Origin of the sequence: Streptomyces sp. NPDC086549, assembly GCF_044746205.1 — a bacterium.
Classification (GTDB): Bacteria; Actinomycetota; Actinomycetes; order Streptomycetales; family Streptomycetaceae; genus Streptomyces.
Window position 1 is genome coordinate 200160 of record NZ_JBIVBS010000012.1, and the last position, 24015, is coordinate 224174.

Here is a 24015-nt window from a genome sequence, read left to right on the forward strand (position 1 = left end):
CGTACCGGCGTGGCCTGCGTCAGCAGCCGCACTCGCCCTCGGCCGGCGCCGTCAGCGGATCGGCGGCGCGCCGTGCCGGGCCCTCCCAGGTGTCGTAGGCGAAGCCTTCCCGCGCCCAGTACTCGAAGCCGCCCAGCATCTCCTTGACCCGGTAGCCGAGTTCGGCGAGCGCGAGGGCGGCGCGGGTGGCGCCGTTGCAGCCCGGGCCCCAGCAGTACGTCACCACCGGCACCGACTTGTCGAGGAGCTGCTCGGCCTGCACCGGGACGAGAGCGGTCGGCAGGTGGACGGCGCCGGGAACGTGCCCCTGGTCCCAGGACTCGGTGGAGCGGGAGTCGACCACGACGAAGCCGGGGTCGCCGTCGGCCGCGAGCGCGGCGGCCACGTCGGAGACGTCGGCGTGGAAGGCGAGGCTCGCCCGGAAGTAGGCGGCGGCCTCGGCCGGAGCGGCGGGGGCGACCCGCAGTACGGGGTTCGCGGCGTTTGTGATCATGACTAGAAATGTATGGCCGCCGGCCGGATCCCTGAAGTGACGATCCCCGGGGATTCTCTTGATCTGCCGGGGATTTCCCTGCTATGCAACCGGCATGACCGTGTATTCCCCGGACGCCACCGACTGGCGCATCCTCGACGTCCTGCAGCGCGAGGGCCGCGTCAGCTTCGCGGACCTCGCCCGCGCCGTCTCGATGTCCGCCAGCGCGGTCACCGAGCGGGTCCGGCGGCTGGAGGAGGCCGGCGTCATCCAGGGGTACACGGCGGTCGTCGACCCCGAGCGTCTCGGCCTGACGATCCTCGCGTTCGTACGGCTGCGGTACCCGAACGGCAACTACAAGCCGTTCCACGACCTGGTGGCCGCGACGCCCGAGATCCTGGAGGCGCACCATGTGACGGGCGACGACTGCTTCGTCATCAAGGTCGCCGCGCGCTCCATGTCCCATCTGGAAGAGGTCTCGGGGAAGATCGGCGCGCTGGGGTCGGTGACCACGAGCGTCGTGTACTCATCACCGCTGCCCCGGCGTCCACTGGGGCGCTGACTCAGCCGGCGCCCCGCTGGCGCAGCACCGAACCCGATCGTCCCTTGACGACCTCCAGCTGCGCGTGGATCCGCCGCCGCAGATCGGCGACATGGCTGACGATGCCGACGCTGCGGTCCCGTTCCCGCAGCGAGTCGAGCACGTCGAGGACCTCGTCCAGGGTCTGGTCGTCGAGGCTGCCGAAGCCCTCGTCGATGAAGAGCGTGTCGAGGCGGACACCGCCGGCCTCGTCCGTCACGACGTCCGCGAGACCGAGGGCGAGCGCGAGGGAGGCGAAGAACGTCTCGCCGCCCGAGAGCGTGGCCGTGTCGCGCTCGCGTCCGGTCCAGGCGTCGACCACGTGCAGTCCGAGTCCGCTGCGGCCGCGGCCGCTGCGGTCGTCGGAGTGGACGAGGGTGTAGCGGCCGGAGGACATGCGCCGCAGCCGTACGGTCGCGGCGGCGGCGACCTGTTCCAGGCGGGCCGCGAGGACGTACGACTCCAGACGCATCTTGCGTTCGTTGTCCGCCGAGGTGCCCGCGGTGAGGGCGGCCAGGCGGGCCACCCGGTCGTACTCCTCGCGCAGCGGCGCCAGCCGTCGCACACCGCCGGCCGCCCGGGCGGAGAGCCGGTCGAGTTCGGCGCAGCAGCGGGCGGCCCAGTCGCGCGCGGAGGAGGCGTCGCGCAGCCGCTGGGCGGCCGCGGCGGCGTCGCGCTCCGCCGTGCCGAGATCGGCGGGCGGCCGCTGGGCGGCGGCCGCGGTGTCGGCCTCCGCGAGGACCGCCCGTACGGCGGCCTCCTCGGACTGCCAGGCGTCCAGGCGTCGCTGGAGCTCGCGGTGACCCGCGTCGTCGAGGAGCGCGACGGCCGCGGCCTGCGGGGTCTCGAAGCCGGCCCGGTAGGCGGCGTCCGCGAGCCGGGCGTCGGCGGCCTTGAGCCGCTGGGCGGCCTCCTCGGCGGCGCGTGCGGTGTCGGCCGCTTCGGTCAGCAGCGCGACCTGCCGCTCCAGCTGTGCGGCCCGCGCGGCCACGCTGCCGACGGTGCCCCGCGCCTGCGTCAACTCCTCTTCCAGAGCGGCTCTTTCGCGCTCCAGGGTGTCCCGCCGGGCGATCCGGGCGGCGGTCCTGACCTCGGCCTCCTGGCGGTCGGCCAGGCGCCTCTCGCGCTCGTGCTCGGCCCGCCGCAGCTCCTCGTGGGCGGCGTGCAGTCCGGAGGCGTCCCGGCGGGCCCGGGTGTACTCCCGCTCCAGTTCGTCGGACTCGGCGTCGAGTCGGGCCGTGGGCGCGTCACCCGCCTCGGCGGTGGCGGCGGCCAGGGCCTCTCGTACGACACCCAGGCGCCGCCCGGCCTCGGCGCGCTGCTCGTCGGCGCGCCGGGAGGCCTCCAGGGCACGCTCCTCCGCCGCACGGTCGACGTGCCCGGCGACCTTGCGGGCGGGCTCGGGGTGTTCGGTGGCCCCGCAGACGGCGCACGGTGCGCCGTCGGTGAGGTTCGCGGCGAGTTCGGCCGCGATGCCGTTCAGACGCTGTTCCTTGAGGTCGAGCCAGTGGGCGCGGGTCTCCAGGGCGTGCTTCTCGGCGGCCAGTGCCCGCTTCTGCGCGTCCTGCGCGTCACCGGCCAGCTGATCGCGCATCCGGGCCGCGTCGAGCCGCCGCCGCGCGGGCTCGCGCTGTACGGCGAGCTGCTCGGCCCGGGTGGCGGCCTCCTGCGCGGAGTCGATCCGGGACTGCAGTCCCGCGCGCGTGGCGTCCCACACGGCGAGCCAGCCCTCGGCCTCCCGCAGGACGTCCTCGTCGGTGCGCTCCTGACGGTCCAGGCCGGCCCGCTCCTCGACGAGTCCGGCGAGCCGCTGCTCGGCGCGGCGGGCCGATTCCAGACCGCCGAGCTCCTCGGCGGCCCGGCGGGCGGCGGCCGCGAGCCCTGCCGGACCGGCGTCCGCGAAGCTGTCCGGCAGCACCCCACGCGCGCGTGCCTCGGCGGCGGCCGCCCCCCGGTGCTCGGCGTCGGCGGCCTCTCGCACGTCCAGGGCCGGGGCCACGGTCTCCGCCTTGCGGGCCCGCTCCATCCGCGCCTGCGCCTCATGGTGGGCCCCGGCCCGCTCCTCCAGCCGCGCCGCCCGCTCCCGGGCCTGAGTGAACCTGCCCTGCAGCCGCGCCAGTTCGCGTACGTCGACCAGGGCCCGGTCGGCGGCGGCCTGGGCGGACTCGGCCGCGGTGAGGCGGCAGTGGGCGAGGGTGAGCCGTTCGCGGGCGGTGCTGCGGGCGACGGCAGCGGCGCCCAGGACGGCCTCGGCCAGGCCGGGCTCCCCCGGTGCCTGCTCCGGCAGCTCCATGGCGTCGCCCGCCTCCTGCCGCATGCGCTGCGCGTCGGCCAGCAGCGCGGCGTCGCCCTCGCGCACCCGCGCCTCCGTGGCACGACGGCGTTCGGCGAGGCGCTTTTCGACCTCGGCGAAGCGCCGGGTGTCGAAGAGGCGGCCCAGCAGCCTGCCGCGGGCCTCGGCGTCGGCCCGCAGGAAGCGCGCGAAGTCGCCCTGGGGCAGCAGGACGACCTGGCAGAACTGCTCACGGCTCATGCCGAGCAGCTGGGTGATCTCCTCGCCGATCTCCTGGTGCGAGCGGCTGAGGTCCTTCCAGGCGCCGGCCGCCGCGTCGTACTCGCGCAGCCAGGTCTGGGCCTTGTCCAGCGTCGTACCGCTGCCGCGCTTCTTGGGCCGCTCCCAGGGCGGCTGCCGGGTGACCTCCAGCCGCCGTCCGGCGACGGTCAGTTCGAGGCGTACCTCGGTGCGGGTGGCCGCGTCGGCGTGGTCGCTGCGCAGGGAGAGGCCCTGGCCGGTCTGCCGGGCCCCGGGCACCGAGCCGTACAGCGCGTAGCACACGGCGTCCAGGACGGAGGTCTTTCCGGCGCCCGTCGGTCCGTGCAGCAGGAAGAGCCCGGCGGCCGAGAGCGCGTCGAAGTCGACGCTCTGGCTGCCGCCGAAGGGACCAAAGGCGGTCACGTCGAGCCGGTGCAGCCTCACCGCGCCACCTCCCGCGCCACGTCGTCCGTGCGCACCGCGTCGAACGCGTCGCGCAGCACCGCCCGCTCCCGCTCGTCGGGACCGGCACCCCGCACGTGGGCCACGAAGTCCTGGGCGATTTCCTGGTCGCTGCGGCCCGCGAGGCGCTTGGCGTAGGACACGTCGGGGTCGTCCGGGGCCCGCTCGGGGGCGAACACGAGGCTGAGCGCGTGCGGGAAACGCTCGGTGAGCCGGGCCATGGGGTCGGCGGGGCGGACCGGGTCGGTGAGCGTCGCCTCGACCCACGCGTCCTCGTGACGGGCGAGGGCGGGGTCGACGAGGAGTTCCTCCAGCGTGCCCCGGATCCGGGCCAGCGGGCGCGGCACGGGGCAGTCGACGCGCTCGGCGGCGACGGAGCCGTCGGCACCCAGATCGACGAGCCACATGCTCTTGCGGTGGCCGGTCTCCGAGAAGGAGTACGCCAGCGGGGAGCCCGAGTAGCGCACCCGCTCGGTGATGGTCTGACAGCCGTGCAGGTGCCCCAGGGCCGCGTAGTCCACGCCGTCGAAGACCCCGGCCGGTACGGCGGCCACTCCGCCGACGGTGATGTCCCGTTCGCTGTCGCTGGCCTCGCCGCCGGTGACGAAGGCGTGCGCGAGGACGACGGAGCGGGTGCCGTGCGGGCGTGCGGCGAGGTCGGCGCGGACGCGGTCCATGGCGGCGGCGAGCACGCTCTCGTGGCCCGCCTTCTCCACCCCGAACTCGTTCTTCACCAGGGCCGGTTCGAGGTACGGCAGCCCGTAGAAGGCCACGTCCCCGAAGGCGTCGGCCAGCACCACCGGAGTGCCGCACGCCGACGGCTCGGTCCGCAGGTGGATGCCGGCCCGCCCGATGAGACCGGCGCCGACGCCGAGCCGACGGGCCGAGTCGTGGTTGCCGGAGATCATCACGGTGGGTACGCCCAGTGCCGCGAGCCGGTGCAGGGCGTCGTCGAAGAGCTCGACGGCGGCGAGCGGCGGCACGGCCCGGTCGTACACGTCCCCCGAGACCACCACCGCGTCGACCTCGCGCTCACGGACGGTCGTGACGAGGTGGCCGATGAACCCGGCCTGGGCGTCGAGCATGTTCACCCGGTGGAAGGCGCGGCCGAGATGCCAGTCGGACGTGTGCAGCAACCTCAAGAAACCGCTCCGCCCCGCACATTTCCCCCCATGGCACCTCAAACAACCAGCACGAACCGGCACGGGCTCGTCATTAGCACCCACCACGCTAACGCCTGTCGGCACCTGCTCCACCACGAACCCCGGAAGCGCCGACACACGCCGATACGCGAGCGGCGCGCAAAGCCCGTCCGAGTGACGCCGCCCGGGGGACGAAAGCCGCGAAACGGATCATCTCATCACTCACCCGAACAGGCCAATGACGGAGCGTGAGCCCTTGCCCCCGCTGGCCTGTCCCCCATTCGGAGTTGCGTCCGCATGGGCGACATGAGTCGGTTGGAGTCGTGTCCTACCGGATCTCACCATCAGGAGGAGACATGGGCACCACGAAGAAGGGCCGTTCGGCCGACAAGCTGTCCGTCGTGTTCACGGTCCGAGTGATCGAGGGCGGCGAGCAGGGGTTCCTGGAGATGTACGAGGAGCTGCGGAAGTCCGTCGCCCGCACCCCCGGCCACATCGTCGAGAGGCTGGGCGAACCCGTGGACGACTCGCGTCAGTGGGTGATCACCAGCGAGTGGGAGACACCCGAGCACTTCTTCTCCTGGCAGCAGAGCGAGGAGCACCGCGAACTGGTGGCCCCGATGCGCAAGTGGGTCGACTCGACGCAGTCGCTGCGGTTCCGGGTCGTCAAGGAGACCGCGGGGGTGGCGTCATGACGCGCACGGCCCACGGCCCCGTCGCCGTACTCGGTCTCGGCAGGATGGGCACCGGCCTGGCCACCCGCCTCCTCGACCAGGGGATTCGAGTGCGGGTCTGGAACCGCACCTCGGAGCGGGCCGGACCGCTCGCCGAGGCGGGCGCCTTCGTGGCGGACCGGCCCTGCCACGCCGTCGAGGGGACGAGTGCCGCGATCTGCGCGGTCGACGACGGCGAAGCCCTCGGCTCCGTGCTGCGCGGCCCGGACGGCGTGCTGGCCCAGGGCCCGTACCCCGGCCTCCTGATCTGCGCCAGCACCGTCGCCCCCGAAGAGGTCGTCCAGATCGCCGGGGACGTCCCCTCGGTCCTGGACGTCGGCATGCTCGGCAACCGAGACCACGCCCGTGACGGCGAGCTGCGACTGTTCGTCGGCGGCGAGGAGCGGGCGTTCAAGGCCGGCCGGCCGCTGCTGGAGATGCTGGGCAAGGAGGTCGTCCATCTGGGCGCACTCGGTTCCGGCATGCGGATGAAACTGCTCCTCAATCTGCTGATGGGCATAGAGGTGCAGGCCCTGGCCGAGGCCACCGAGCTGGCGGCCGCCTCCGGACTCGACCGGCAGCAGGTCCTCAAGACGATCGCGGGCAGCGGCTTCGCCTCGCCGGTCATGGCCTTCAAGTCGAGGCGCCTGGCCTCCGGCCGGTTCGGCGAGCCGGACTTCCGGCTGCGGCTGATGGCCAAAGACCTCATGCTCGCTTGCAAGCAGGCAGCGGCGGTCGGCCTGAGCCTGCCGCTGGCGGCCGCCGCGGCCGAGACCCACGTCCGCGCCACCGCGCAAGGACTGGGCGACGAGGACTGTGCCGCGGTCACCCGCGCACTCACACCGAAACCGGAAAGCCACGCATGATCATCGACATCCACGGGCACCTGTCCCCACCGGAGGCGGCCGAGCGCTTCCCCATGCCCCCCAGCCTGACCGACGTCGACGGCATGCTCGCCGCCCGCGCCCAGGCCGGGATCGACCTCACCATCATCGGCAGCCCCGTGGGCGCCGGCGCGATGGCGCGGGTCCCGGGCGTCGACAACTACGCGCAACCACGCGACCGGCTGCGCGGCTTCCACGCCTGGATGTCAGGCCTGATCGCCAAGTTCCCGGACCAGCTGCGCGGGTACGTGTACGCCAACCCGTTCGGTGACGACGATCACCTGGAAGGGGTGCGGGAGACCCTGGCGGACCCCGCCTTCGTCGGCCTGATCACCACGTCCAGCGTCCACGGGGAACTGCTCGGCTCCCCGCGGGCCGACTCCTTCTTCGCGCTGGCCGCGGAGGCCGGAGTGCCGGTCCTGGTCCACGCCCCGGCCGAGCCGGTCGGCACGGAACGGGTCGACGAGATCGGCTTCGTCGAGCAGATCGGCCGGTTCGGCGACGTCACCGTCGGCATGGCCATGATCGCGTTCGCGGGCTGGCTGGACAAGTACCCGGGTCTGCGGCTGATCGGCGCGACCGGCGGCGGCGCGATGGCGCTGCTGCCGGAGCGCCTGCAGACGGCGGCGCGCCCCCGGCACTGGGCCGGAGGGGCGCCCCCGGCCGCGACGGAGCCGAGGTCTCAGGCACCGGCGACCGACCCGGCCGCGGCGCTCCAGCGCATGTACGTCGACACGAGCCCGTTCAGCCCGGCGCACCTGAGCCTCAACGCTGAGGTGCTGGGGCCCGACCGGATGCTGTTCGGCACCGACTCACCGCCGATGGCGGCGCCGCTGGAGGACTACCTCCGCATGATCGAGAAGCTGCCGGTCGACAAGGCGTCCCAGCAGCGCATCCTCGGCGGCAACGCCGAGGCCCTCTTCGACCTGAGGAGCCGGCCGTGACCACCACGCAGGACGCCGTCACCGCGGCCGAGCGGTGCACACCGGAGTACCGGCGCGACCCTCACACGGTGTACGCGCGGCTCCGGGAGGCGGCTCCGGTCTGCCCCATGAGACCGCCGCACGGCAATGAGACGTACCTGATCACACGGTACGAGGACGCGCGGGCCGCCCTGGCGGATCCGCGGTTGAGCAAGGACATGTACGGGGCCATGGACGCCTACCGGAGGATCTTCGGTGACTCGTCCGTGGCGCTGGACGACAACATGCTCAACTCCGACCCGCCCAAGCACACCCGGCTGCGCAAGCTGGTCAACTCCGCGTTCACCCCACGGCGCGTGGAGGCTCTGCGGCCGCGGATCCAGGACATCGCCGAGCGGCTGCTCGACGCGTGCCCGGCCCACGAGCCCTTCGACCTGCTGCCCGCGTTCGCGTTCCCGCTGCCGATCGCCGTGATCTGCGAGCTGCTCGGTGTCCCGCCGCAGGAGCGGTCGCGGATGCAGCAGCTGTCCACCACGGTGGCGCAGACCGGTTTCGGCGAGGAGTCCAAGCGGGCCCAGCAGAAGGCCGAGGAGGACCTGCACGCGTACTTCACGGACCTCATCGCGGCCAAGCGCGCCCACCCGGGCGACGATCTGCTGAGCGGGCTCACCGCTGTCCGGGACAACGACGGCGGCCTGACCGAGAACGAGCTGGTCTCCACGGCGTTCCTGCTGATGTTCGCGGGTCACAAGACGACCGCGTATCTGATCGGCAACGCCGTCCACCATCTCCTGTCGCATCCCGCGCAGCTGCGCTCCGTGCGGGATAACCCGGAGCTGCTCGGCCCGGCGGTCGAGGAGCTGGTGCGCTACGAGGGCTCCGTGGAGAGCGCGACCTTCCGCTACGCGACCGAGGACGTGGAGTACAGCGGGACACGGATTCCGAAGGGCGCCCTGGTCCAGATCGCGCTCAGTGCGGCCAACCGCGATCCGCGGAGGTTCGACGCCCCGGACGAGTTCGACGTGACGCGGCCGGGGAGCGAGCTGAGCGGCCATCTGGGGTTCGGGCACGGCGGCCACTACTGCCTGGGGGCCCCGCTGGCCCGGCTGGAGATGCGGCTGGCCCTCACCGCCCTGTTCGGCCGGTTCCCGAGGATGACTCCGGCCGGCCCCGCGGGCGAGCCGAAGTGGATGGAGGTCCCCTTCCCCGCCTTCCGCGGCCTCGCAGAGCTGCCGGTCGTGCTCGATCCCGCCGGCTGACCGACGGCGACGACGACGCGAGGGGCGCGGAAGCCGTACGGCGGCTTCCACGCCCCCGCACGGCTGGCTAGCTGCCGTAGGCCTCCCCGCCCAGTTCGAGGGTGGCCGTTCCGGCGGTGGCGTCGGCCAGCCACGCGCGAAAGGCGTCCACGTCGGCGTCCGGCAGGCCGATCTCGATGGTGACCGCCTCCCCGTAGCGGACGTCGCGCACCGCGCGCCCGGTCGCGCGCAGGTCGTTCTGCACCTTGCCCGCGCGCTGGTGGTCGACGGTCACCGTGGCCAGCCTGAAGCGGCGCCGGGTGATCGTGCCGAGCGTGTCCAGGGCCTCGCCGACCGCTCCGCCGTACGCCCTGATGAGCCCGCCCGCGCCCAGCTTGACCCCGCCGTAGTAGCGGGTGACGACGGCGACGACGTACCGCATGTCGCGGCGCAGCAGCATCTGGAGCATCGGGACGCCGGCCGTGCCGCCCGGTTCGCCGTCGTCGCTGGCCTTCTGTACGGCGGCGTCGGCGCCGATGACGTACGCCCAGCAGTTGTGCGTGGCGTCCGCGTGCTCCTTGCGGATCGCGGCAACGAAGTCCTGGGCCTCCCGCTCGGTGGCCGCCGGGGCGAGGGCGCACAGGAAGCGGGAGCGGTTGACCTCGGTCTCGTGCACGCCCGCCTGGGCGACCGTGCGGTACTCGTCCTGCATCCGGACAGCCTAGTCACCAGGGAGACGCGGAGCCCGGCCGCTCCTACTCCTGCTCCTTCTTCCCGCGCGGCACGGTCACCGACGTCAGCAGCGCCGTGCCCGGGCCGAGGGCCTCCCAGCCGGTGCCGTGCCAGGCCAGGACGGCGATCGCGGACGTCGGGAACTTCGTCCGCACCTCGTCCAGCGCGTCGTCCAGACTGTCCCCCGCGATTTCCAGCACCAGCTGCTCCAGGCCGGGATTGTGCCCGACCAGCAGCAGGGTCTCCACCTCGGGCGGTACCTCGCGCACGACGGCCAGCAGGTCCTCCGGGCCGGCCGCGTACAGCCGTCGGTCGTGCCGTACCGGAGGGGGCGTGCCCCATTGGGCCGAGGCCAGTTCCCAGGTCTGGCGGGCGCGTACGGCGGTGGAGCACAGAGCGAGGTCGGGGAGGCAGTCGGCCTCGGCGAGGGCGACCCCCGCGGCCGGGGCGTCCCGGCGGCCCCGCGGTGCGAGCGGGCGCTGGTGGTCGGGGACGCCCTCGGGCCAGGCGGACTTGGCGTGCCGCAGCACGACCAGCCGGCGATGCGGGCCCGCTCCCGCACGGGCGCTCACGAGAGGGTCCCGAGGTCGCGGGCGAGTTCCAGGCCCAGGAGACGGTCGGTGTAGGCGTAGGTCTCGAAGCGGGCGCCGTCCGGCAGGTCGGCGGTGGTCTCCACCCGGCGCAGGACCCTCAGTACCTCGGGCACGTCCAGATCGTCCTCCCATGCGGCCCGCAGCCGCCCTCGTACCTCGTCGGGGATCGGCCGCGACGGCTGCCGCGCCCAGGTGGCCACGGCCCGCCGCCAGCGCGCGAGTGTCCGCCCGGCCTCGTCGAGTGCGTCCGTGTCGAGTCGTACCGGGGTGCCGCGCGGGCCGGACAGCAGGGCGAGGCGCAGGGCGGAGGGGTCGGTTAGCGGGTCCGGCAGAGCACTGCCGGACGGGGCGGCCTGTCCGGCTGGCCCGGGCGCGTCCGCCCCGACCACAGGAGCGACGCCGACCACCACCCCGCTGCCGGGCACCTCCCCGCCCTCCTCCACCACGTGCACGGTCTGCGCCTCCCCGGGCCCCGAGGCGAGGTCGTGGGCGTCCTCGAAGGGGCGGATGCCCAGGGTCGCGGCGGCCGCGCGGAGTTCGGCCCGGCCGCGGTGGCCGCTCAGCATCGCCAGGACGGGAGTACCGCCGAGCTCCAGGGCGCGCACGAGGAGGTCGGCGACCAGGAGCACGCGCAGGGCCGAGGGGCCGGGCTCCGACGCGTGCGCCTGGACACGGGTGAGGCCACGGCGGGCGGGGGCGGCGTCGACGGTCTCGCCGGTTCGGGCGTCGGTGATGCGCAGCACGGGGTGAGCGTAGGCGGACGAACGGCCGTACGCAGGCACTTGACGCCGAATCCGGACATCGTGGCGGGACATCGGTCCCCCTCCGGGCGGGACGGGGAATCCCGCTCCGGCCCGTGCTGTTGCCGGGAGGACTGTTCCCCCGGAGCCCGAGGAGGCCCACCGTGTACGGCGACGAAGCGACGATCCGCAGGATCCTGACCGAGCTCGGTGACACCTGGGCGGTGGTCGGCCTGTCCTCGAACCGGCGCCGCGCGGCGTACGGCGTGGCCGAGGTGCTGCAGAGGTTCGGCAAGCGGATCGTTCCCGTGCACCCGACGGCGGAGACGGTCCACGGCGAGCGCGGCTACGCCTCCCTCGCGGACATCCCCTTCGAGGTGGACGTGGTCGACGTCTTCGTCAACAGCGAGCTCGCCGGTCCGGTCGCGGAAGAGGCCGTCGCCAAGGGCGCAAAGGCCGTGTGGTTCCAGCTCGGAGTGATCGACGAGGGCGCCTACGAACGGACCCGGGGCGCCGGGCTGGACATGGTAATGGACCGCTGCCCGGCGATCGAAATTCCTACTCTGCAGTAGCTGTTGCGCGATCTTCTCGCAATGCGCAACTGAATACGCACATTCGTTACCACCCACTGACCTGGGTAAAGACTGTGCCAACCGCAGGCCAAGTAATGGGTCAAATTTTGGGCTACAGTCTTTTGCGGATCTCGAATGCGTCCCTAACCTGTGGCCTCTTGTCCGTTAAAGCAGCGTTCAGAAACTGAGAGGCCACTTGACATGGTGAATGTCGACCATGCCGTGCCCGAAGCCACGAAGGAGTCCAGCGACGGCCTGCGGCGCCACGTCGGGCTGATCGGCCTGATGTGGGCCTCGGTGGGCTCCATCATCGGCTCCGGCTGGCTCTACGGCGCCGAGAAGGCGGTCGTGGTGGCGGGCCCCGCGGCGATCATCTCGTGGGTGATCGGCGCGATCGCGATCGTCCTGCTGGCGCTGGTGCACGCCGAACTGGGTGGCATGTTCCCGGTGGCCGGTGGCACGGCCCGTTACCCGCACTACGCCTTCGGCGGCCTGGCCGGCATGTCCTTCGGCTGGTTCGCCTGGCTGCAGGCGGCGACCGTGGCCCCGATCGAGGTCGAGGCCATGATCGGCTACGCCGGTCACTGGAAGTGGGCCCAGGGCCTGCAGCACGCCGACGGCACGCTGACGGCCGGCGGTATCACCACCGCCGTCCTCCTGATGGCCGTCTTCGTCGGCGTCAACTTCTTCGGCGTCCGGGCCCTGGCCCACACCAACAGCGCCGCCACCTGGTGGAAGATTGCCGTCCCGCTGGGCGCGATCTTCATCATCGCCGCGGGCAACTTCCACGCCGGCAACTTCACCTCGGAGGGCTTCGCGCCGTTCGGCGCCAAGGGCGTGCTCGCCGCGATCAGCTCCAGCGGCATCATCTTCGCGCTGCTCGGCTTCGAGCAGGCGATCCAGCTGGCGGGCGAGAGCCGCAACCCCAAGCGCGACCTGCCCCGGGCCACCCTCGGCTCGGTCGCGATCGGCGCCGTGATCTACATCCTGCTCCAGGTCGTGTTCATCGGTGCGCTGCCGCACACCTCCTTCGCGCACGGCTGGGCCAAGCTGGACTTCCCCGGCATCAGCGGCCCCTGGGCGGGCCTGGCGACCCTGGTGGGCCTGGGCTGGCTGGGCTTCGTCCTCTACGTCGACGCGATCATCTCCCCCGGCGGCACCGGCCTGATCTACACCACCGCCACCTCCCGCGTCTCCTACGGCCTGGCCAAGAACGGCTACGCGCCCAAGGTGTTCGCCAAGACCGACGCCCGCGGCGTGCCGTGGTTCGGCCTCATCATGTCCTTCGTGACCGGCGTGGTCTGCTTCCTGCCGTTCCCGAGCTGGCAGGAACTGGTCGGCTTCATCACCTCGGCGAGCGTCCTGATGTACGCGGGCGCGCCGCTGGCGTACGGCGTCTTCGCCGACCGGCTGCCGAACCTGGAGCGCCCGTACCGGCTGCCCGCCGGCAAAATCGTTTCTCCGCTGTCGTTCGTGGTCGCCAACCTGATCATCTACTGGGCCGGCTGGAACACCCTGTGGCGGCTCGGCTTCGCGATCGTGCTCGGCTACGTCCTGCTGGGCGGCTACGCCTGGTACGCGACCAAGAAGGGCCTGCCCGACGCGCCGCGGATGTCCTTCAAGTCCGCGCAGTGGCTGCCGGGCTACCTGCTGGGCCTGGGCCTGATCTCCTGGCAGGGCGGCTTCGGCGAGGGCGCCCAGGGCAACATCCCCCTGTGGTGGGACATCCTCGTCGTCGCCGTCTTCTCCCTCGGCATCTACTACTGGGCCAAGGCGACCGCGTCGCGGCCCGAGGAGATCGAGCGGAGCATCGACGAGGTCGTGGTCACCGACGCCCCGGCGCACTGACCCGCACTCCGCAGACGGTGTCCCGTCAGCCGCGGCCGCCCGGCCGTGGCTGACGGGACACCGTCGTTTGCGCCGAGGGCGGCCGGCGATCCGGACGAGGCGCCCGCCCTGCCGGAGCGGCTCAGCGGCCGGTTTCACCGAGCCGGTGGTCCGCGACGTTCAGCGCCTCGTCCACCAGGCGGCGCAGATGTCCGTCGCGCAGCGAGTAGACCACCCGGCGGCCCTCCTTGCGCGTGTTCACGAGCCCCGCGAGCCGCAGCCGGGCCAGGTGCTGGCTGACGGCGGGCCGGGCCGCGCCGCAGGCGTGCGTGAGGGTGGTGACGTCGGCCTCCCCCGCCGTGAGCGCGTGCAGCAGCGTGAGGCGGGTGCGGTCGCCGAGCAGGGCGAGAAGTTCGGCGGCGAGTGCGAACTGCTCATCGCCCGGGCTGCGCGGCTGCGCATGATGTGCAGGTGATAGGTGCATGCGTGCGCTCATACGCACATAATGGCTCCATGGGCGTCCCCCGTCCACTCCCGCGCACCGGAAGGGCATCGACGTGAGCGACCGGCACCACCCCCACGACCACGGCCATGCGCACGCGCACCCGGACCACCACGGCCACGGGCATGACCACGCCCACACCCACCCCTCCGCCGGCCTGCGCCACCGCCTCACCCACCTCCTCACCCCGCACTCCCACGAGACCGCTGACAAACTCGACCCGGCCCTGGAGTCCTCGGCCCGCGGGATGCGCGCGCTCTGGCTCTCGCTGGCCGTGCTGGGCGCGACCGCGCTGGTGCAGGCGGTCGTGGTGGTCGCGTCCGGATCGGTGGCACTGCTCGGCGACACGGTGCACAACGCCGCGGACGCGCTGACCGCCGTACCGCTGGGCATCGCCTTCGTGCTCGGCCGCCGCGCGGCGACCCGGCGCTTCACCTACGGCTACGGGCGCGCCGAGGATCTCGCGGGCATCGCGATCGTGCTGACCATCGCCGCGTCCGCGGCCTTCGCGGCCTGGGAGGCGGTCGACCGGCTCCTGGACCCGCGCCCCGTGACGCACCTGCCGGCGGTGGCCGTGGCCGCGCTGGTCGGATTCGCGGGCAACGAGTGCGTGGCCCGGTACCGGATCCGGGTGGGGCGGGCGATCGGCTCGGCCGCGCTGGTCGCCGACGGCCTGCACGCGCGGACGGACGGATTCACCTCGCTGGCCGTGCTGCTGGGCGCCGGAGGTTCCGCGCTGGGCTGGCGACTCGCCGACCCGCTCGTGGGGCTGGCCATCACGGCCGCCATCGCGCTGGTGCTGCGGGACGCGGCACGCGAGGTGTTCCGGCGGGTGATGGACGCCGTCGACCCGGCGCTGGTGGACCGGGCCGAACGGGCGCTGAAAGAGGTGCCGGGCGTGCACGGGGTGGGCGAGCTGCGGCTGCGCTGGATCGGGCACCGGCTGCGGGCCGAGATCGCGGTCGTGGTGGACGGCGGGGCGACGGTGCGCCAGGCACACGCGATCACCGTCGAGGCCGAGCACGCCCTGCTGCACGCCGTACCGAGGCTCACGGCCGCCCTGGTGCACGCCGACCCGGCATTGGTGTTGGGTGAGACGGACCCGCATCTGGCGCTGGCCCATCATCTGACGGCCTGAGCTCAGGTCATCCGACGGCCTGAGCTCAGGCGACCCCGAGCCCGTCGAGCACCACCGCACCGGGCAGCTCCGCGAACGCCTTGCCCGGCACGAGCAGCTTGCCGCGCCGGCGTCCGCTGCCGACCAGGACGTAGGGCAGGTCGACGACGGCCGAGTCGACCAGCACGGACCAGCCTTCGGGCAGTCCGACCGGGGTGATGCCGCCGTACTCCATACCCGTCTCCCCCGTCGCCGTGTCCATCGAGGCGAACGAGGCCTTGCGGGCGCTGAGCCGGCGGCGCACGACGCCGTTGACGTCGACCCGGGTGGTGGAGAGCACCACGCATGCGGCCAGGGTGGTCTCGGCGCCCCGCTTGCCCGCGACCACCACACAGTTGGCCGACTGCTCCAGCAGCTCACGGCCGTAGTGTTCGACGAAGACGGCGGTGTCGGCCCACTGCGGATCGGTGTCGACGTAGACGATCTCGGTGGCGGGGACGGTGCCGCGCCAGTCGCGTACGGCGTCGGCGACCGGTCGGGTCAGCTCGTCGAGGCAGTCGGGAGCGGGGACGGCGGTGTCGAAGTGTCCGATGGGTGCGCGCATGGCCGCACGCTAACAGCCGTACGGCGGCGGGCGGCCGGGCGGCTCAGGGCACGGGCGGGACCGAGACCGCCATCACCATCTCCATCGGCACGGCGCCGGCATTGCCGTACGTGTGGGGCGCGTTGGCCTCGAAGGCGGCGCTCGCGCCGGCCGGGACGCGGTACTCCGTGCCGTCGACGGTGAGCGTCAGCTCCCCGGCCGTGACGTGGACCAGTTCGACCGTGCCGACGGGGTGCGGGTCGGAGGAGCTGTGCTCGCCGGGCATCAGGCGCCAGTCCCACATCTCCAGCGGTCCGGGGGCCTCGGTGCCCGCGAGGAGCCGGTTGTAGCTGCCCGCGTCCGTGTGCCAGAGCCGTACGGCCTGCTCGGCGGGGACGACACGGACCTTCGGGCCCTGCTCGTAGTCGAGCAGCGTGGTGATGCTGATGCCGAGCGCGTCGCCGATCTTGACGACCGTGCCGAGGCTGGGGTTGGTGCGGGCCTGCTCGATCTGGATGAGCATGCCGCGGCTCACGCCGGCCCGGGCGGCGAGCACGTCCAGGGTGAAGCCGCGCACCGCGCGCCAGTGCTTGACATTGCGCGCCAGGGACTGGGTCAGCAGGTCGAGGTCCGACACTTTACGTCCACGTCCAATATTCTGAATAACAGAGTATAATTCATTGCACTGCGGTGTGGTGCACCTGATCGTTCACCGAACTGTACTGCGAGGCGGCCATGACAGCATTCTTCGCCCTGGCCACCAGTCTCCTGTGGGGTCTGGCCGACTTCGGCGGCGGGCTGCTGACACGGCGCACCCCGGTACTGACGGTGGTGGCCGTCTCCCAGGCGATCGCGGCGGCCGTCCTGGGTACGGTCGTGATGGCGGCCGACGGCTGGAACGAGACCGGTCCGCGGCTGTGGTTCGCGTGCGCGGCGGGCCTGGCGGGGCCGGTGGCGCTGCTCGCCTTCTACAAGGCGCTCGCCCTGGGTCCGATGGGCGTCGTCTCCCCCCTCGCCACACTGAGCGTGGCCGTCCCCGTCGGCGTGGGCCTCCTCCTCGGCGAGCGCCCCGGGCCGACGCAGGTCCTGGGCATCGCCGTCGCCGTCGCCGGTGTCGTCCTCGCGGGCGGGCCGCAGCTCAGAGGGGCGCCCGTACAACGGCAGACAATTCTGCTCACCCTCGTCGCGGCGCTCGGCTTCGGCACGGTGTTCGCGCTCTTCATCGAGGCCTCGACCACCGTCACCGGCCTGTTCCTGGCGCTGTTCGTGCAACGGCTGACGAGCGTCGCCCTGGGCGGCGCCGCACTGTACGTCTCGGCCGCACTCGGTACGACCGCCCTCCCGGAAGGCGGCTTCCCCTGGGCGTCACTGCCGGCTCTCGCCTTCGTGGGTCTTGCCGACGTCGCGGCCAACGGCACCTATGCGGTCGCCGCACAGCACGGCCCGATCACGGTGGCGGCGGTGCTCGCCTCCCTGTACCCGGTGGTGACCGCCCTCGCCGCACGCGGCTTCCTCGGCGAACGCCTGCGCCCCGTCCAGGCGGCGGGCGCGGGCCTCGCCCTGCTGGGGACACTGCTGCTGGCCACGGGCTGAGTCAGCGCTCGGTCTCCAGCTGGGCCAGCCGGGCCGCCCCCTCCTCGTCCAGGTCCGCCAGCGCCCGCAACTGGTCCGGGGTTACGCCGTCCGGTATCGGCACCGGGGCGGGTGTCCGCAGGGGCGGCTGCCAGCCCTCGTCGGGAGTCCAGCGCCGTACGACCCGCGCGGGCGCCCCGGCGACCACGGCGTGGTCGGGGACCGTCCCGCGCACCACCGCACCGGCCGCGACGACCACGTTCCGGCCGATCCGCGCGCCCGGCAGGATCACCGCCCCCGTCCCGATCCAGCAGCCCGGCCCGATCTCCACCGGCTCCATCCGCGGCCACTGCCTGCCGATGGGCTCGTGCGGATCGTCGTACGAGTGGTTCGTGGACGTGACGTAGACGTACGGACCGAAGTAGCAGTCGCTGCCGATCGTCACCGTGGTGTCGGCGATGACGTGGCTGCCGCGGCCGAGGACCACCCCGTCACCGATGCGCAGGATCGGGTCGGGCCCGAGGTCGAGGTCGGGCATCAGACCCGCGGTCAGGGTGACCTGCTCGCCGATGATGCAGCAGGCGCCGAGGTGGATCCAGGGTTCGCCGAAGACCGTGCCGAGCGGGAAGGCGAGTCTGGTACCTGTTCCCATCGCGCCGAAGCGCAGCCGCCCCGGATGCTCGGCGGTCACGGATCCCGTTCGCTGCACCCAGGCCCAGCCCGCGTGGACCGCCCGCTGGGCGAGGCGACGCCGCCAGGATGAGAACGTGTTCTTGGGCTTGGGCACCCGCTCACGGTACTCAGCGCCGGCCGCGCTCATGAGACCGGACCGCTGTGATCTTCGCCCCACCGGGTGACGTACGGTGCGGGTGTACTTCCCTCGGCAGGAAACTCGGCAAGCGCACGGCAGAGAGACGGTGGACGCGGATGACACACAAGGCGCTGATCGTCGGCATCGGCGGCAAGGAGCCCAGGATCGAGCCGGAGGCCTTCGTGGCGCCCACGGCCTCCGTGATCGGTGACGTGACGCTGCACGCGGGGGCGAGCGTCTGGTACGGGGCGGTGGTGCGCGGTGACACCGAGCGGATCACCGTCGGTGCGAGCGCCAACGTCCAGGACAACGCCACCCTTCACGCCGACCCCGGTTTCCCGGTCACGGTCGGCGAGCGCGTCTCCATCGGGCACAACGCCGTGGTCCACGGGGCGACCGTGGAGGACGACTGCCTGATCGGCATGGGAGCGACCGTCCTCAACGGGGCGGTGATCGGCGCGGGCTCCCTGGTCGCCGCGCAGGCGCTGGTGCCGCAGGGGATGGTGGTGCCGCCGGGGTCACTGGTGGCGGGGGTGCCGGCCAAGGTGAAGCGGGAACTGACCGCCGAGGAGCGGGAGGGCGTCACCCTGAACGGCACGCTGTACGCGGAGCTGGCGAAGGCGCACCGGGACGTGCACGAAAAGCCGTGACGGCCGCGCTTTCCTAGTCGGTGGCCGGGACGGGTTCCTGTTCCGAGGCCCGCTTCTCGGCCGCCGCCTTCTTCGCCTTCCGCTTCAGCACCAGCATCGACGTCAGGCCGATCAGCGCGGCCGCCACCAGGCCCAGGTACGAGAAGCGCTTGAGCCAGTCCTCGGCGACGACACCGACGTAGTAGATGACCGCCGTGGTGCCGCCCGCCCAGCAGATGCCGCCCAGGAGGTTGGCGATCAGGAACTTCCAGTACGGCATGTGCAGGACACCCGCGAGCGGGCCGGCGAAGATCCGGAGCAGGGCGATGAAACGGCCGAAGAAGACGGCCCACATGCCCCACTTCTCGAAGGACCGCTCGGCAGTGGCGACGTGCCCCTCGCCGAAGTGCCTCGGGAACTTCTTGCCGAGCCAGGCCAGCAGCGGGCGTCCGCCCTTGCGGCCGATGGCGTAGCCGATGGAGTCGCCGACGACGGCGCCGAGGGTCGCGCAGACACCGAGGACGATCGGGTTGATGCCCGAGTGCTGTGAGGACATCAGGGCCGCCGAGACCAGGACGATCTCGCCCGGCAGCGGGATGCCCAGGCTCTCCAGACCGATGACCAGGGCCACCACGGCATAGACGGCGGCCGCGGGCACGGTGTCGAGCCATTCCTGGACGTGCAACGCCGGTTCCTCCCCTTGTCGCGTCCTTGTTCTCCGGGACGTCACCCGTAAAGACGCGCCCAAGGGAAGGCTACCTGCTCGCCGCCGGACGGCGGCCGGAGCGCGCCCGCACCATGGCACCGTCCCGCCGACGGTCCTTCGGTTTTCGGACATCCGCCGGTCACACGGGACGGGAAGGCTCACCCCGGTTTCCCCCGCCGCCTCTCATCTCCCGGTCCCCGCCGCACGGCCCGATGCGGAAGGACGACGTGCCCCGTGTCCTCGCTGTCCCCACCTTCCCCGCTCTCCCCGCTCTCCTCACCATCACCACTCTCCCCGCCGCCCTCGGCGTCCCCCGCTCCGTCCGGCGCACCCGCGCTCCCGCTGTCGGCCCGTCCCCTCCGGCTGGCGCTGTGCCTCAGCCCACTCCTGCCGGCCGGGATCTGGGCACTGACCAACCGGTCCGTCGTCCACGAGGGCGGCGCCCGCCTGGTCGCGGCCGACCCCTGGTGGCTGCTGGCCGGGCTGGGCTTCACCTGCCTGGGCTGGGTCGCGGCCTCGTGCGTACGGCAGGGCGCCCTGCCGGAGCGGCTTCCGCCGGGGCTGCTGCTCGCCTCGCAGTTCGCCGCCGGTGCCGCGAACCACGCACTGCCCGCGGGCATCGGCGCCCACGCCGTCACCCTGCGCTTCCTGCGCGGGCGTGGCGTCCCGCTCGACCGGGCCACCGCCTCGCTCGCCCTGTACTCGCTGGTGAAGCCCATCGCCAAAACGCTGGTGCTGCTCGTGTTCATCGCGGTGTCACCGGCCGGACGACGGCTCGGCGAACTGGTCCCGGACGGGCGGACCCTGCTGATCACGGCCATGGCCCTGACCGCCGCGGGCCTGGTCCTCGTGGTCGTACGTCCGTTGCGCCGCCCCGTGACGGGTCTGCTGCGCACCGCCCTCGCCGACGCCCGGCTGCTGCACACCCGGCCCTGTCGCGTGCTGGCCCTGTGGGGCGGGGCGGCCGCGACGCCGCTGCTCCAGGCGTGCACGGTCGCGTCGGTCGGGGCCGCGCTGGCACTGCCGGTGCCCTGGGTGGAGGTGGTCGTCGCGTATCTGGCCGCGGGCACCGCCGTCGGAGCGGTCCCCGCGCCCGGCGGCCTCGCCGTGGACGCGGCGCTGGTGTTCACGCTGGCCGCCTTCGGCTCCCCGGTGGCCCTGGCCACGGCGACCGTCATCGGCTTCCGCGTCCTGACGGACTGGCTTCCGTTGCTGCCGGGCGCCCTGGTCCTCTCGGCTCTGATCCGCGCGAAGGTGCTCTGAGCCCCGGCTCAGTCCCGGCGCGCCACGAGCCGGTAGGCGTTCGACAGGCCCAGACGGTGCGAGAGGGGCCGTACCGCGAACCGGTCGAGGAGCGTGGCCAGGGCCAGGGCCGGCACGCCCGCGAGGACCACGGCGGTGCGCAGCCCGCGCCGGGCCGCGCCCGGCGGCCGGACCAGCCACGGCGTGTCCTCGCGCGGGGCGGCGTGGTCCAGCGCCAGCCAGACCGCGGCGAGCAGATCGACCGGGTCGTGCGGCTCCGCGTGCTGCTCCGCGACCACCGTGAAGCCCAGGTCGGTCAGGCGGTGGCGCAGGTTGGCGACGGGCACGAAGTGCAGGTGCTGCGGCTGCAGCCAGGGCAGCCACCAGCGGCCCAGGAGACGGGCGTAGCGGCTCTCCGGGTCCGGGACCTCGATGAGCAGGTGACCGCCGGGACGTACGACCTCGTGCGCGGCGCGCAGTTCGCGGTCGGGGTCGGTGCTGTGCTCCAGGTAGTGGAACATGCTCACCACGTCGTAGCGGGCGGTGAGTTCCTGGGCGAGATCGGGGAAGGCGCCGCGGTAACCGTGCTCCACCCTGCCCTCGTGTTCGGCCAGTTCGACTCCGTCGGTGAAGTCGAGGCCGTCGAAGGCGGTGTCGGGCAGCACCTCGCGGGCGGCCTCGCAGAAGTGGCCGTGGCCGGTGCCGACGTCCAGCCAGTTCTTCGGAGTGGCGTCGTGCGGCAGCATGGATTCGGCACGGCCGCGGTACATCCCGGTCCGCCCGCCGAAGGTACCGCCCATCTTCTCTTCGCCGAGGCCGTCGTAGAAGTCGCGGTAGTAGAACTCCAGACCGGCCTCGTTCAGCCGCGGGTTCTGGAAGGTGTGCCCGCAGTCCTCGCACCGGTCGAGCTCGAAGCGGCCCGGCTTGTGCTGGAGCAGGTCGGTGGTGCGCAGGCGGGCGGTCAGCCGCTCCGAACCGCACCAGGGGCAGGTGGTGCGCCGGGGCTCGAAGAACCGGTCGGTGCCGGCGGCCAGGTCCGCTTGATAGAGGGGGCGCAGGGCGGCGATCCGCGTGGTGCGGTCCGCCTGTGCGGCGCGCTCGGCCTCGTGCGTGGGCTCGGTGTCGGCGGTGGGACCGATCCCGCCGACCGGCTCAGTCTCGTCGCTCATCGGATCTCCGCTTGTCGGCTGTTGGGGGTCGACTGTCGACTGTCGACTGTGGACTGTCTGCCGTCTGCCGTAGATGAGTCGACAGTCGACTGTCTGCTGCGGGCCGGGCGCCTGTCGGCTGTAGATCGTCTACGGTCGGCCGTCGACCGTCGATCATGGATCGTCGACTGTCGCCTGCCGACCGTCGACTGTCGGTGATCGACTGTTGGCCGTCTTCCGCTGCGGCGCCCCGCGCTCACCGGCCCCCACCCACGGCACCGCCCTCACAGGCCCGCCCCGGGTACGCGGCCGGCCGCCAGCTGCTCCAGGTGACCCGCGGCGGCCGTGGCGCCGCCCGCGGTGCGGAACGCCGTGCGGAGGCGGGCGGCCGCCGCGCGGTGGGCCGGCTCGTGCAGGACCGTGTCGAGGGCCGCGCCCAGTCTGGGGGCGGTGACCCGGCCGAACCTCACCCTGATGCCCGCTCCCGCATCGACGACCTGGGCGGCCACCACGGGCTGGTCGTCGCGGATGGGGGCGACGACGAGCGGGACCCCGTGCCAGAGGGCCTCGCACACGGTGTTGTGCCCGGCGTGGCAGATCACCGCGTCGGCCCGTTCCAGGAGCGGGAGTTGGGGCACGACGGGCAGGATCAGCACGTCCTTGTCCTCGCCGGTGGCAGCCAGGGCGCCGCCCGGATCGACGAGCACCGCCTGGACCCGGTCGGCCCGCTCGCGCAGTGCGGTCAGGCACTCCGCGAGGAAACGGCCGCCCACGTCGGCATTGGCGGTGCCGAGGGTCACCAGGACCTTGGCCCGGCCGGGGTCCAGCCACTCCCAGGGGAAGCCGGGCGCGGCGGGGCGGTCCGCGATCGAGGGGCCGACGTAACGGATCGCGTCCCCCTCGCGGGCCGTCGGGCCGACGAGTTCGGGCGTGCTGAAGGCGAGGGCCAGGTGGGGCGAGAACCGCGGGTCGGCGGTGCCCGCGGGGTCGCCGATGCGTTCCCGCAGCTCGGTCAGCCGCTCCTTCAGCCAGTCGGCGACCCTGGGCATGCCGTCGTAGGCGTCGGTGAACTCGGCGGACGTGGTCGCGGAGGTGGCCCAGGGCAGGCTCAGTCGCTCGGCCACCAGGGCGCCGGCGAAGGCCTGTTGGTCGGCGACGACCACGTCCGGCCGGAAGTCCTGCGCCGCCGACCGCACGCCGGGGGCCATGGCGTCGGCGAGCGGCACCAGGTACCGCTCCCACAGGAATTTCAGAGCCTCCGGTCCACGCAGTTCGGGCGGCCGCTCGATGCCGGTGATGCCCCGGCAGGGGAACACGACGGCCTCCGTTCCGGCGAGCCGGCTTACCAGCGCGGGCTCGGGACACGCCCACGCCACCCGGTGCCCGCGTGCGCTGAGTTCGGCCGCGACGCCGACGGTCGGGTTGATGTGCCCGACCAGGGGCGGCACGACGAACAGGAAGGCGCTCACCGGGCCTCGGCCCCGACCGGCGTGACCGTGCCCCCGCTCGCCGCACGGATCAGTTCCAGGACGTGCCCGCCGACAGTCCCGGGCGCCTCCACCAGCACGGAGTGCTCGTGCCCCGGCAGCACCACGGACCGGAAGTCCCCCAGCAGCGTCTCCATCAGGGTCACCAGTTCCACCAGGTCGGAGTCGGCGCCGTAGACACCGAGGACCGGGCAGCGTACGGATCTGATCTCGTCCTCGGTCAGCACGCGGCTGGCGGGAATGTCCCGGCCGAGCGTGGTCTCCCGGGCCAGCCGCGCCGCCCCTTTGGCCAGTCGGGCCATGTTGTGGCTGCGGTTCGCGGTGATCCAGGCAATGGTGTCGGGCTCGTTGTATGCCAGTTCGGTGACCACCCGGTCCAGGATGCGGCCCAGTTTCGCCGCCCAGGCCGGGGTCGCCGGCTCGGACTCGATCAGGCTCAGGCTCGCCGTCCGCCCGGGGTGGCGGGCCGCCCAGCCGAACGCGATGGTGCCGCCGTAGGAGTTCCCCACCAGGTGGACGGGGCCGGTGATGTCCAGGCGGTCGAGGAGCGCCTCCAGGTCGTCGATGTTGTGGTCGAGGGTGTAGCCGCTCGGCGGGCGTTCGCTGCGGCCGTGGCCGCGGAGGTCGTACATGACCGTGTCGATGCCCGCCGCGGCGAAGGCGGGGGCCACGGTGAAGTAGTAGCTGGCCAGGCTGTCGGTGAGCAGACCGTGCACGAGCACGGCGGTCGCCACGGTCGCGCGCCCCTGCCGGGGGAGCATTCTCTGTACGTGCAGCCGGATGTCGCCGGTGTCGACCATCGCCATG

The 24015-nt window shown here is 72.9% G+C and carries 25 protein-coding genes; 11 read left to right on the plus strand and 14 right to left on the minus strand.

From position 1 onward, the window contains the following. Positions 1-19: 19 nt before the first annotated feature. Positions 20-493: a rhodanese-like domain-containing protein gene (locus tag ACIPSA_RS32675; RefSeq protein WP_402640988.1), complete on the minus strand. Its 474-nt coding sequence runs from the start codon at positions 491-493 to the stop codon at positions 20-22. Positions 494-587: 94 nt separating this feature from the next. Between ACIPSA_RS32675 and ACIPSA_RS32680 the strand changes: the two genes are divergently transcribed. Continuing rightward, entirely contained in the window at positions 588-1034 is a 447-nt protein-coding gene (locus tag ACIPSA_RS32680) for an Lrp/AsnC family transcriptional regulator (protein ID WP_402640991.1), read from the plus strand. A gap of 1 nt (position 1035) precedes the next feature. Here the strand turns inward: ACIPSA_RS32680 and ACIPSA_RS32685 are convergent, their stop codons facing one another. Further along, the gene (locus ACIPSA_RS32685; RefSeq protein WP_402640994.1) at positions 1036-4029 is read right to left on the minus strand and encodes an AAA family ATPase; all 2994 of its coding nucleotides are present in this window, start codon (positions 4027-4029) and stop codon (positions 1036-1038) included. Next, entirely contained in the window at positions 4026-5189 is a 1164-nt protein-coding gene (locus ACIPSA_RS32690) for an exonuclease SbcCD subunit D (protein ID WP_402640997.1), read from the minus strand. The genes ACIPSA_RS32685 and ACIPSA_RS32690 overlap by 4 nt, the downstream gene beginning before the upstream one ends. A 356-nt stretch (positions 5190-5545) precedes the next feature. On the opposite strand from ACIPSA_RS32690, the gene ACIPSA_RS32695 reads away from it, so the two are divergent. The 4 genes from ACIPSA_RS32695 to ACIPSA_RS32710 are packed head-to-tail and all read left to right on the plus strand — an operon-like array spanning position 5546 to position 8968. Beyond that, positions 5546-5884 (plus strand): antibiotic biosynthesis monooxygenase family protein, encoded by a 339-nt coding sequence (locus ACIPSA_RS32695; protein ID WP_402641000.1) that lies wholly within the window; start codon positions 5546-5548, stop codon positions 5882-5884. Next, positions 5881-6768 carry an NAD(P)-dependent oxidoreductase gene (locus ACIPSA_RS32700; RefSeq protein WP_402641003.1) on the plus strand — a complete coding sequence of 296 codons (888 nt, stop codon included), beginning with the start codon at positions 5881-5883 and terminating at the stop codon, positions 6766-6768. Before ACIPSA_RS32695 ends, ACIPSA_RS32700 begins: the two co-directional genes overlap by 4 nt. Next, complete coding sequence (locus tag ACIPSA_RS32705; protein WP_402641006.1) at positions 6765-7730, plus strand: amidohydrolase family protein; 966 nt, start codon at positions 6765-6767, stop codon at positions 7728-7730. Before ACIPSA_RS32700 ends, ACIPSA_RS32705 begins: the two co-directional genes overlap by 4 nt. After that, entirely contained in the window at positions 7727-8968 is a 1242-nt protein-coding gene (locus ACIPSA_RS32710; protein WP_402641009.1) for a cytochrome P450, read from the plus strand. The genes ACIPSA_RS32705 and ACIPSA_RS32710 overlap by 4 nt, the downstream gene beginning before the upstream one ends. A 67-nt stretch (positions 8969-9035) precedes the next feature. On the opposite strand, the gene ACIPSA_RS32715 is transcribed toward ACIPSA_RS32710, so the two are convergent. From ACIPSA_RS32715 to ACIPSA_RS32725, 3 genes are read right to left on the minus strand one after another with little or no spacing between them, the layout of a single operon-like run. Then, positions 9036-9659, minus strand: a complete 624-nt coding sequence (locus ACIPSA_RS32715; protein ID WP_402641011.1) for a YigZ family protein — start codon at positions 9657-9659, stop codon at positions 9036-9038. A gap of 43 nt (positions 9660-9702) precedes the next feature. Continuing rightward, positions 9703-10251 (minus strand): SixA phosphatase family protein, encoded by a 549-nt coding sequence (locus ACIPSA_RS32720; protein ID WP_402641014.1) that lies wholly within the window; start codon positions 10249-10251, stop codon positions 9703-9705. Then, the gene (locus ACIPSA_RS32725) at positions 10248-11054 is read right to left on the minus strand and encodes a hypothetical protein (protein WP_402641016.1); all 807 of its coding nucleotides are present in this window, start codon (positions 11052-11054) and stop codon (positions 10248-10250) included. The genes ACIPSA_RS32720 and ACIPSA_RS32725 overlap by 4 nt, the downstream gene beginning before the upstream one ends. Before the next feature lie 122 nt (positions 11055-11176). On the opposite strand from ACIPSA_RS32725, the gene ACIPSA_RS32730 reads away from it, so the two are divergent. Beyond that, positions 11177-11584: a CoA-binding protein gene (locus ACIPSA_RS32730; protein ID WP_402641019.1), complete on the plus strand. Its 408-nt coding sequence runs from the start codon at positions 11177-11179 to the stop codon at positions 11582-11584. 201 nt (positions 11585-11785) lie between these two features. Then, positions 11786-13432 (plus strand): APC family permease, encoded by a 1647-nt coding sequence (locus ACIPSA_RS32735; RefSeq protein WP_402641021.1) that lies wholly within the window; start codon positions 11786-11788, stop codon positions 13430-13432. 121 nt (positions 13433-13553) lie between these two features. On the opposite strand, the gene ACIPSA_RS32740 is transcribed toward ACIPSA_RS32735, so the two are convergent. After that, complete coding sequence (locus ACIPSA_RS32740; protein WP_402641024.1) at positions 13554-13907, minus strand: ArsR/SmtB family transcription factor; 354 nt, start codon at positions 13905-13907, stop codon at positions 13554-13556. A gap of 61 nt (positions 13908-13968) precedes the next feature. Here ACIPSA_RS32740 and ACIPSA_RS32745 point away from each other — a divergent pair, with 61 nt between their 5' ends. Beyond that, the gene (locus ACIPSA_RS32745) at positions 13969-15051 is read left to right on the plus strand and encodes a cation diffusion facilitator family transporter (RefSeq protein WP_402641027.1); all 1083 of its coding nucleotides are present in this window, start codon (positions 13969-13971) and stop codon (positions 15049-15051) included. A 25-nt stretch (positions 15052-15076) separates the two neighbouring features. Here ACIPSA_RS32745 and ACIPSA_RS32750 read toward each other — a convergent pair whose 3' ends face one another. Further along, entirely contained in the window at positions 15077-15634 is a 558-nt protein-coding gene (locus ACIPSA_RS32750; RefSeq protein ID WP_402641030.1) for a YbaK/EbsC family protein, read from the minus strand. A gap of 43 nt (positions 15635-15677) precedes the next feature. After that, the gene (locus tag ACIPSA_RS32755) at positions 15678-16250 is read right to left on the minus strand and encodes a helix-turn-helix domain-containing protein (RefSeq protein ID WP_402641033.1); all 573 of its coding nucleotides are present in this window, start codon (positions 16248-16250) and stop codon (positions 15678-15680) included. Positions 16251-16348: 98 nt separating this feature from the next. On the opposite strand from ACIPSA_RS32755, the gene ACIPSA_RS32760 reads away from it, so the two are divergent. Further along, positions 16349-17206 (plus strand): EamA family transporter, encoded by an 858-nt coding sequence (locus ACIPSA_RS32760; protein ID WP_402641036.1) that lies wholly within the window; start codon positions 16349-16351, stop codon positions 17204-17206. 1 nt (position 17207) lies between these two features. On the opposite strand, the gene ACIPSA_RS32765 is transcribed toward ACIPSA_RS32760, so the two are convergent. Then, positions 17208-18005: an acyltransferase gene (locus ACIPSA_RS32765; RefSeq protein ID WP_402641038.1), complete on the minus strand. Its 798-nt coding sequence runs from the start codon at positions 18003-18005 to the stop codon at positions 17208-17210. 107 nt (positions 18006-18112) lie between these two features. Here ACIPSA_RS32765 and ACIPSA_RS32770 point away from each other — a divergent pair, with 107 nt between their 5' ends. Further along, on the plus strand, positions 18113-18646 hold the full coding sequence (locus tag ACIPSA_RS32770) for a gamma carbonic anhydrase family protein (protein ID WP_402641041.1): 534 nt from the start codon (positions 18113-18115) through the stop codon (positions 18644-18646). 13 nt (positions 18647-18659) lie between these two features. Here ACIPSA_RS32770 and ACIPSA_RS32775 read toward each other — a convergent pair whose 3' ends face one another. Further along, entirely contained in the window at positions 18660-19310 is a 651-nt protein-coding gene (locus tag ACIPSA_RS32775) for a DedA family protein (RefSeq protein ID WP_402641044.1), read from the minus strand. 255 nt (positions 19311-19565) lie between these two features. On the opposite strand from ACIPSA_RS32775, the gene ACIPSA_RS32780 reads away from it, so the two are divergent. Further along, positions 19566-20594: a YbhN family protein gene (locus ACIPSA_RS32780; RefSeq protein WP_402641046.1), complete on the plus strand. Its 1029-nt coding sequence runs from the start codon at positions 19566-19568 to the stop codon at positions 20592-20594. Between the two features lie 8 nt (positions 20595-20602). On the opposite strand, the gene ACIPSA_RS32785 is transcribed toward ACIPSA_RS32780, so the two are convergent. From ACIPSA_RS32785 to ACIPSA_RS32795, 3 genes are all read right to left on the minus strand, one after another. Next, positions 20603-21640 carry a class I SAM-dependent methyltransferase gene (locus ACIPSA_RS32785; protein WP_402641354.1) on the minus strand — a complete coding sequence of 346 codons (1038 nt, stop codon included), beginning with the start codon at positions 21638-21640 and terminating at the stop codon, positions 20603-20605. 365 nt (positions 21641-22005) lie between these two features. Further along, positions 22006-23190 (minus strand): glycosyltransferase, encoded by a 1185-nt coding sequence (locus ACIPSA_RS32790; protein ID WP_402641049.1) that lies wholly within the window; start codon positions 23188-23190, stop codon positions 22006-22008. Continuing rightward, complete coding sequence (locus tag ACIPSA_RS32795; RefSeq protein WP_402641052.1) at positions 23187-24014, minus strand: alpha/beta fold hydrolase; 828 nt, start codon at positions 24012-24014, stop codon at positions 23187-23189. Before ACIPSA_RS32795 ends, ACIPSA_RS32790 begins: the two co-directional genes overlap by 4 nt. Position 24015: the final 1 nt, after the last annotated feature.

Bases quoted from the DNA above. Each gene is read 5' to 3' on its own strand.
- ACIPSA_RS32680 (WP_402640991.1), top strand. From the start codon at position 588: ATGACCGTGTATTCCCCGGACGCCACCGACTGGCGCATCCTCGACGTC.
- ACIPSA_RS32695 (WP_402641000.1), top strand. From the start codon at position 5,546: ATGGGCACCACGAAGAAGGGCCGTTCGGCCGACAAGCTGTCCGTCGTG.
- ACIPSA_RS32735 (WP_402641021.1), top strand. From the start codon at position 11,786: ATGGTGAATGTCGACCATGCCGTGCCCGAAGCCACGAAGGAGTCCAGC.
- ACIPSA_RS32740 (WP_402641024.1), bottom strand. From the start codon at position 13,907: ATGAGCGCACGCATGCACCTATCACCTGCACATCATGCGCAGCCGCGC.
- ACIPSA_RS32715 (WP_402641011.1), bottom strand. From the start codon at position 9,659: ATGCAGGACGAGTACCGCACGGTCGCCCAGGCGGGCGTGCACGAGACC.
- ACIPSA_RS32705 (WP_402641006.1), top strand. From the start codon at position 6,765: ATGATCATCGACATCCACGGGCACCTGTCCCCACCGGAGGCGGCCGAG.
- ACIPSA_RS32765 (WP_402641038.1), bottom strand. From the start codon at position 18,005: ATGAGCGCGGCCGGCGCTGAGTACCGTGAGCGGGTGCCCAAGCCCAAG.
- ACIPSA_RS32795 (WP_402641052.1), bottom strand. From the start codon at position 24,014: ATGGCGATGGTCGACACCGGCGACATCCGGCTGCACGTACAGAGAATG.
- ACIPSA_RS32700 (WP_402641003.1), top strand. From the start codon at position 5,881: ATGACGCGCACGGCCCACGGCCCCGTCGCCGTACTCGGTCTCGGCAGG.
- ACIPSA_RS32770 (WP_402641041.1), top strand. From the start codon at position 18,113: ATGACACACAAGGCGCTGATCGTCGGCATCGGCGGCAAGGAGCCCAGG.
- ACIPSA_RS32675 (WP_402640988.1), bottom strand. From the start codon at position 493: ATGATCACAAACGCCGCGAACCCCGTACTGCGGGTCGCCCCCGCCGCT.
- ACIPSA_RS32750 (WP_402641030.1), bottom strand. From the start codon at position 15,634: ATGCGCGCACCCATCGGACACTTCGACACCGCCGTCCCCGCTCCCGAC.
- ACIPSA_RS32760 (WP_402641036.1), top strand. From the start codon at position 16,349: ATGACAGCATTCTTCGCCCTGGCCACCAGTCTCCTGTGGGGTCTGGCC.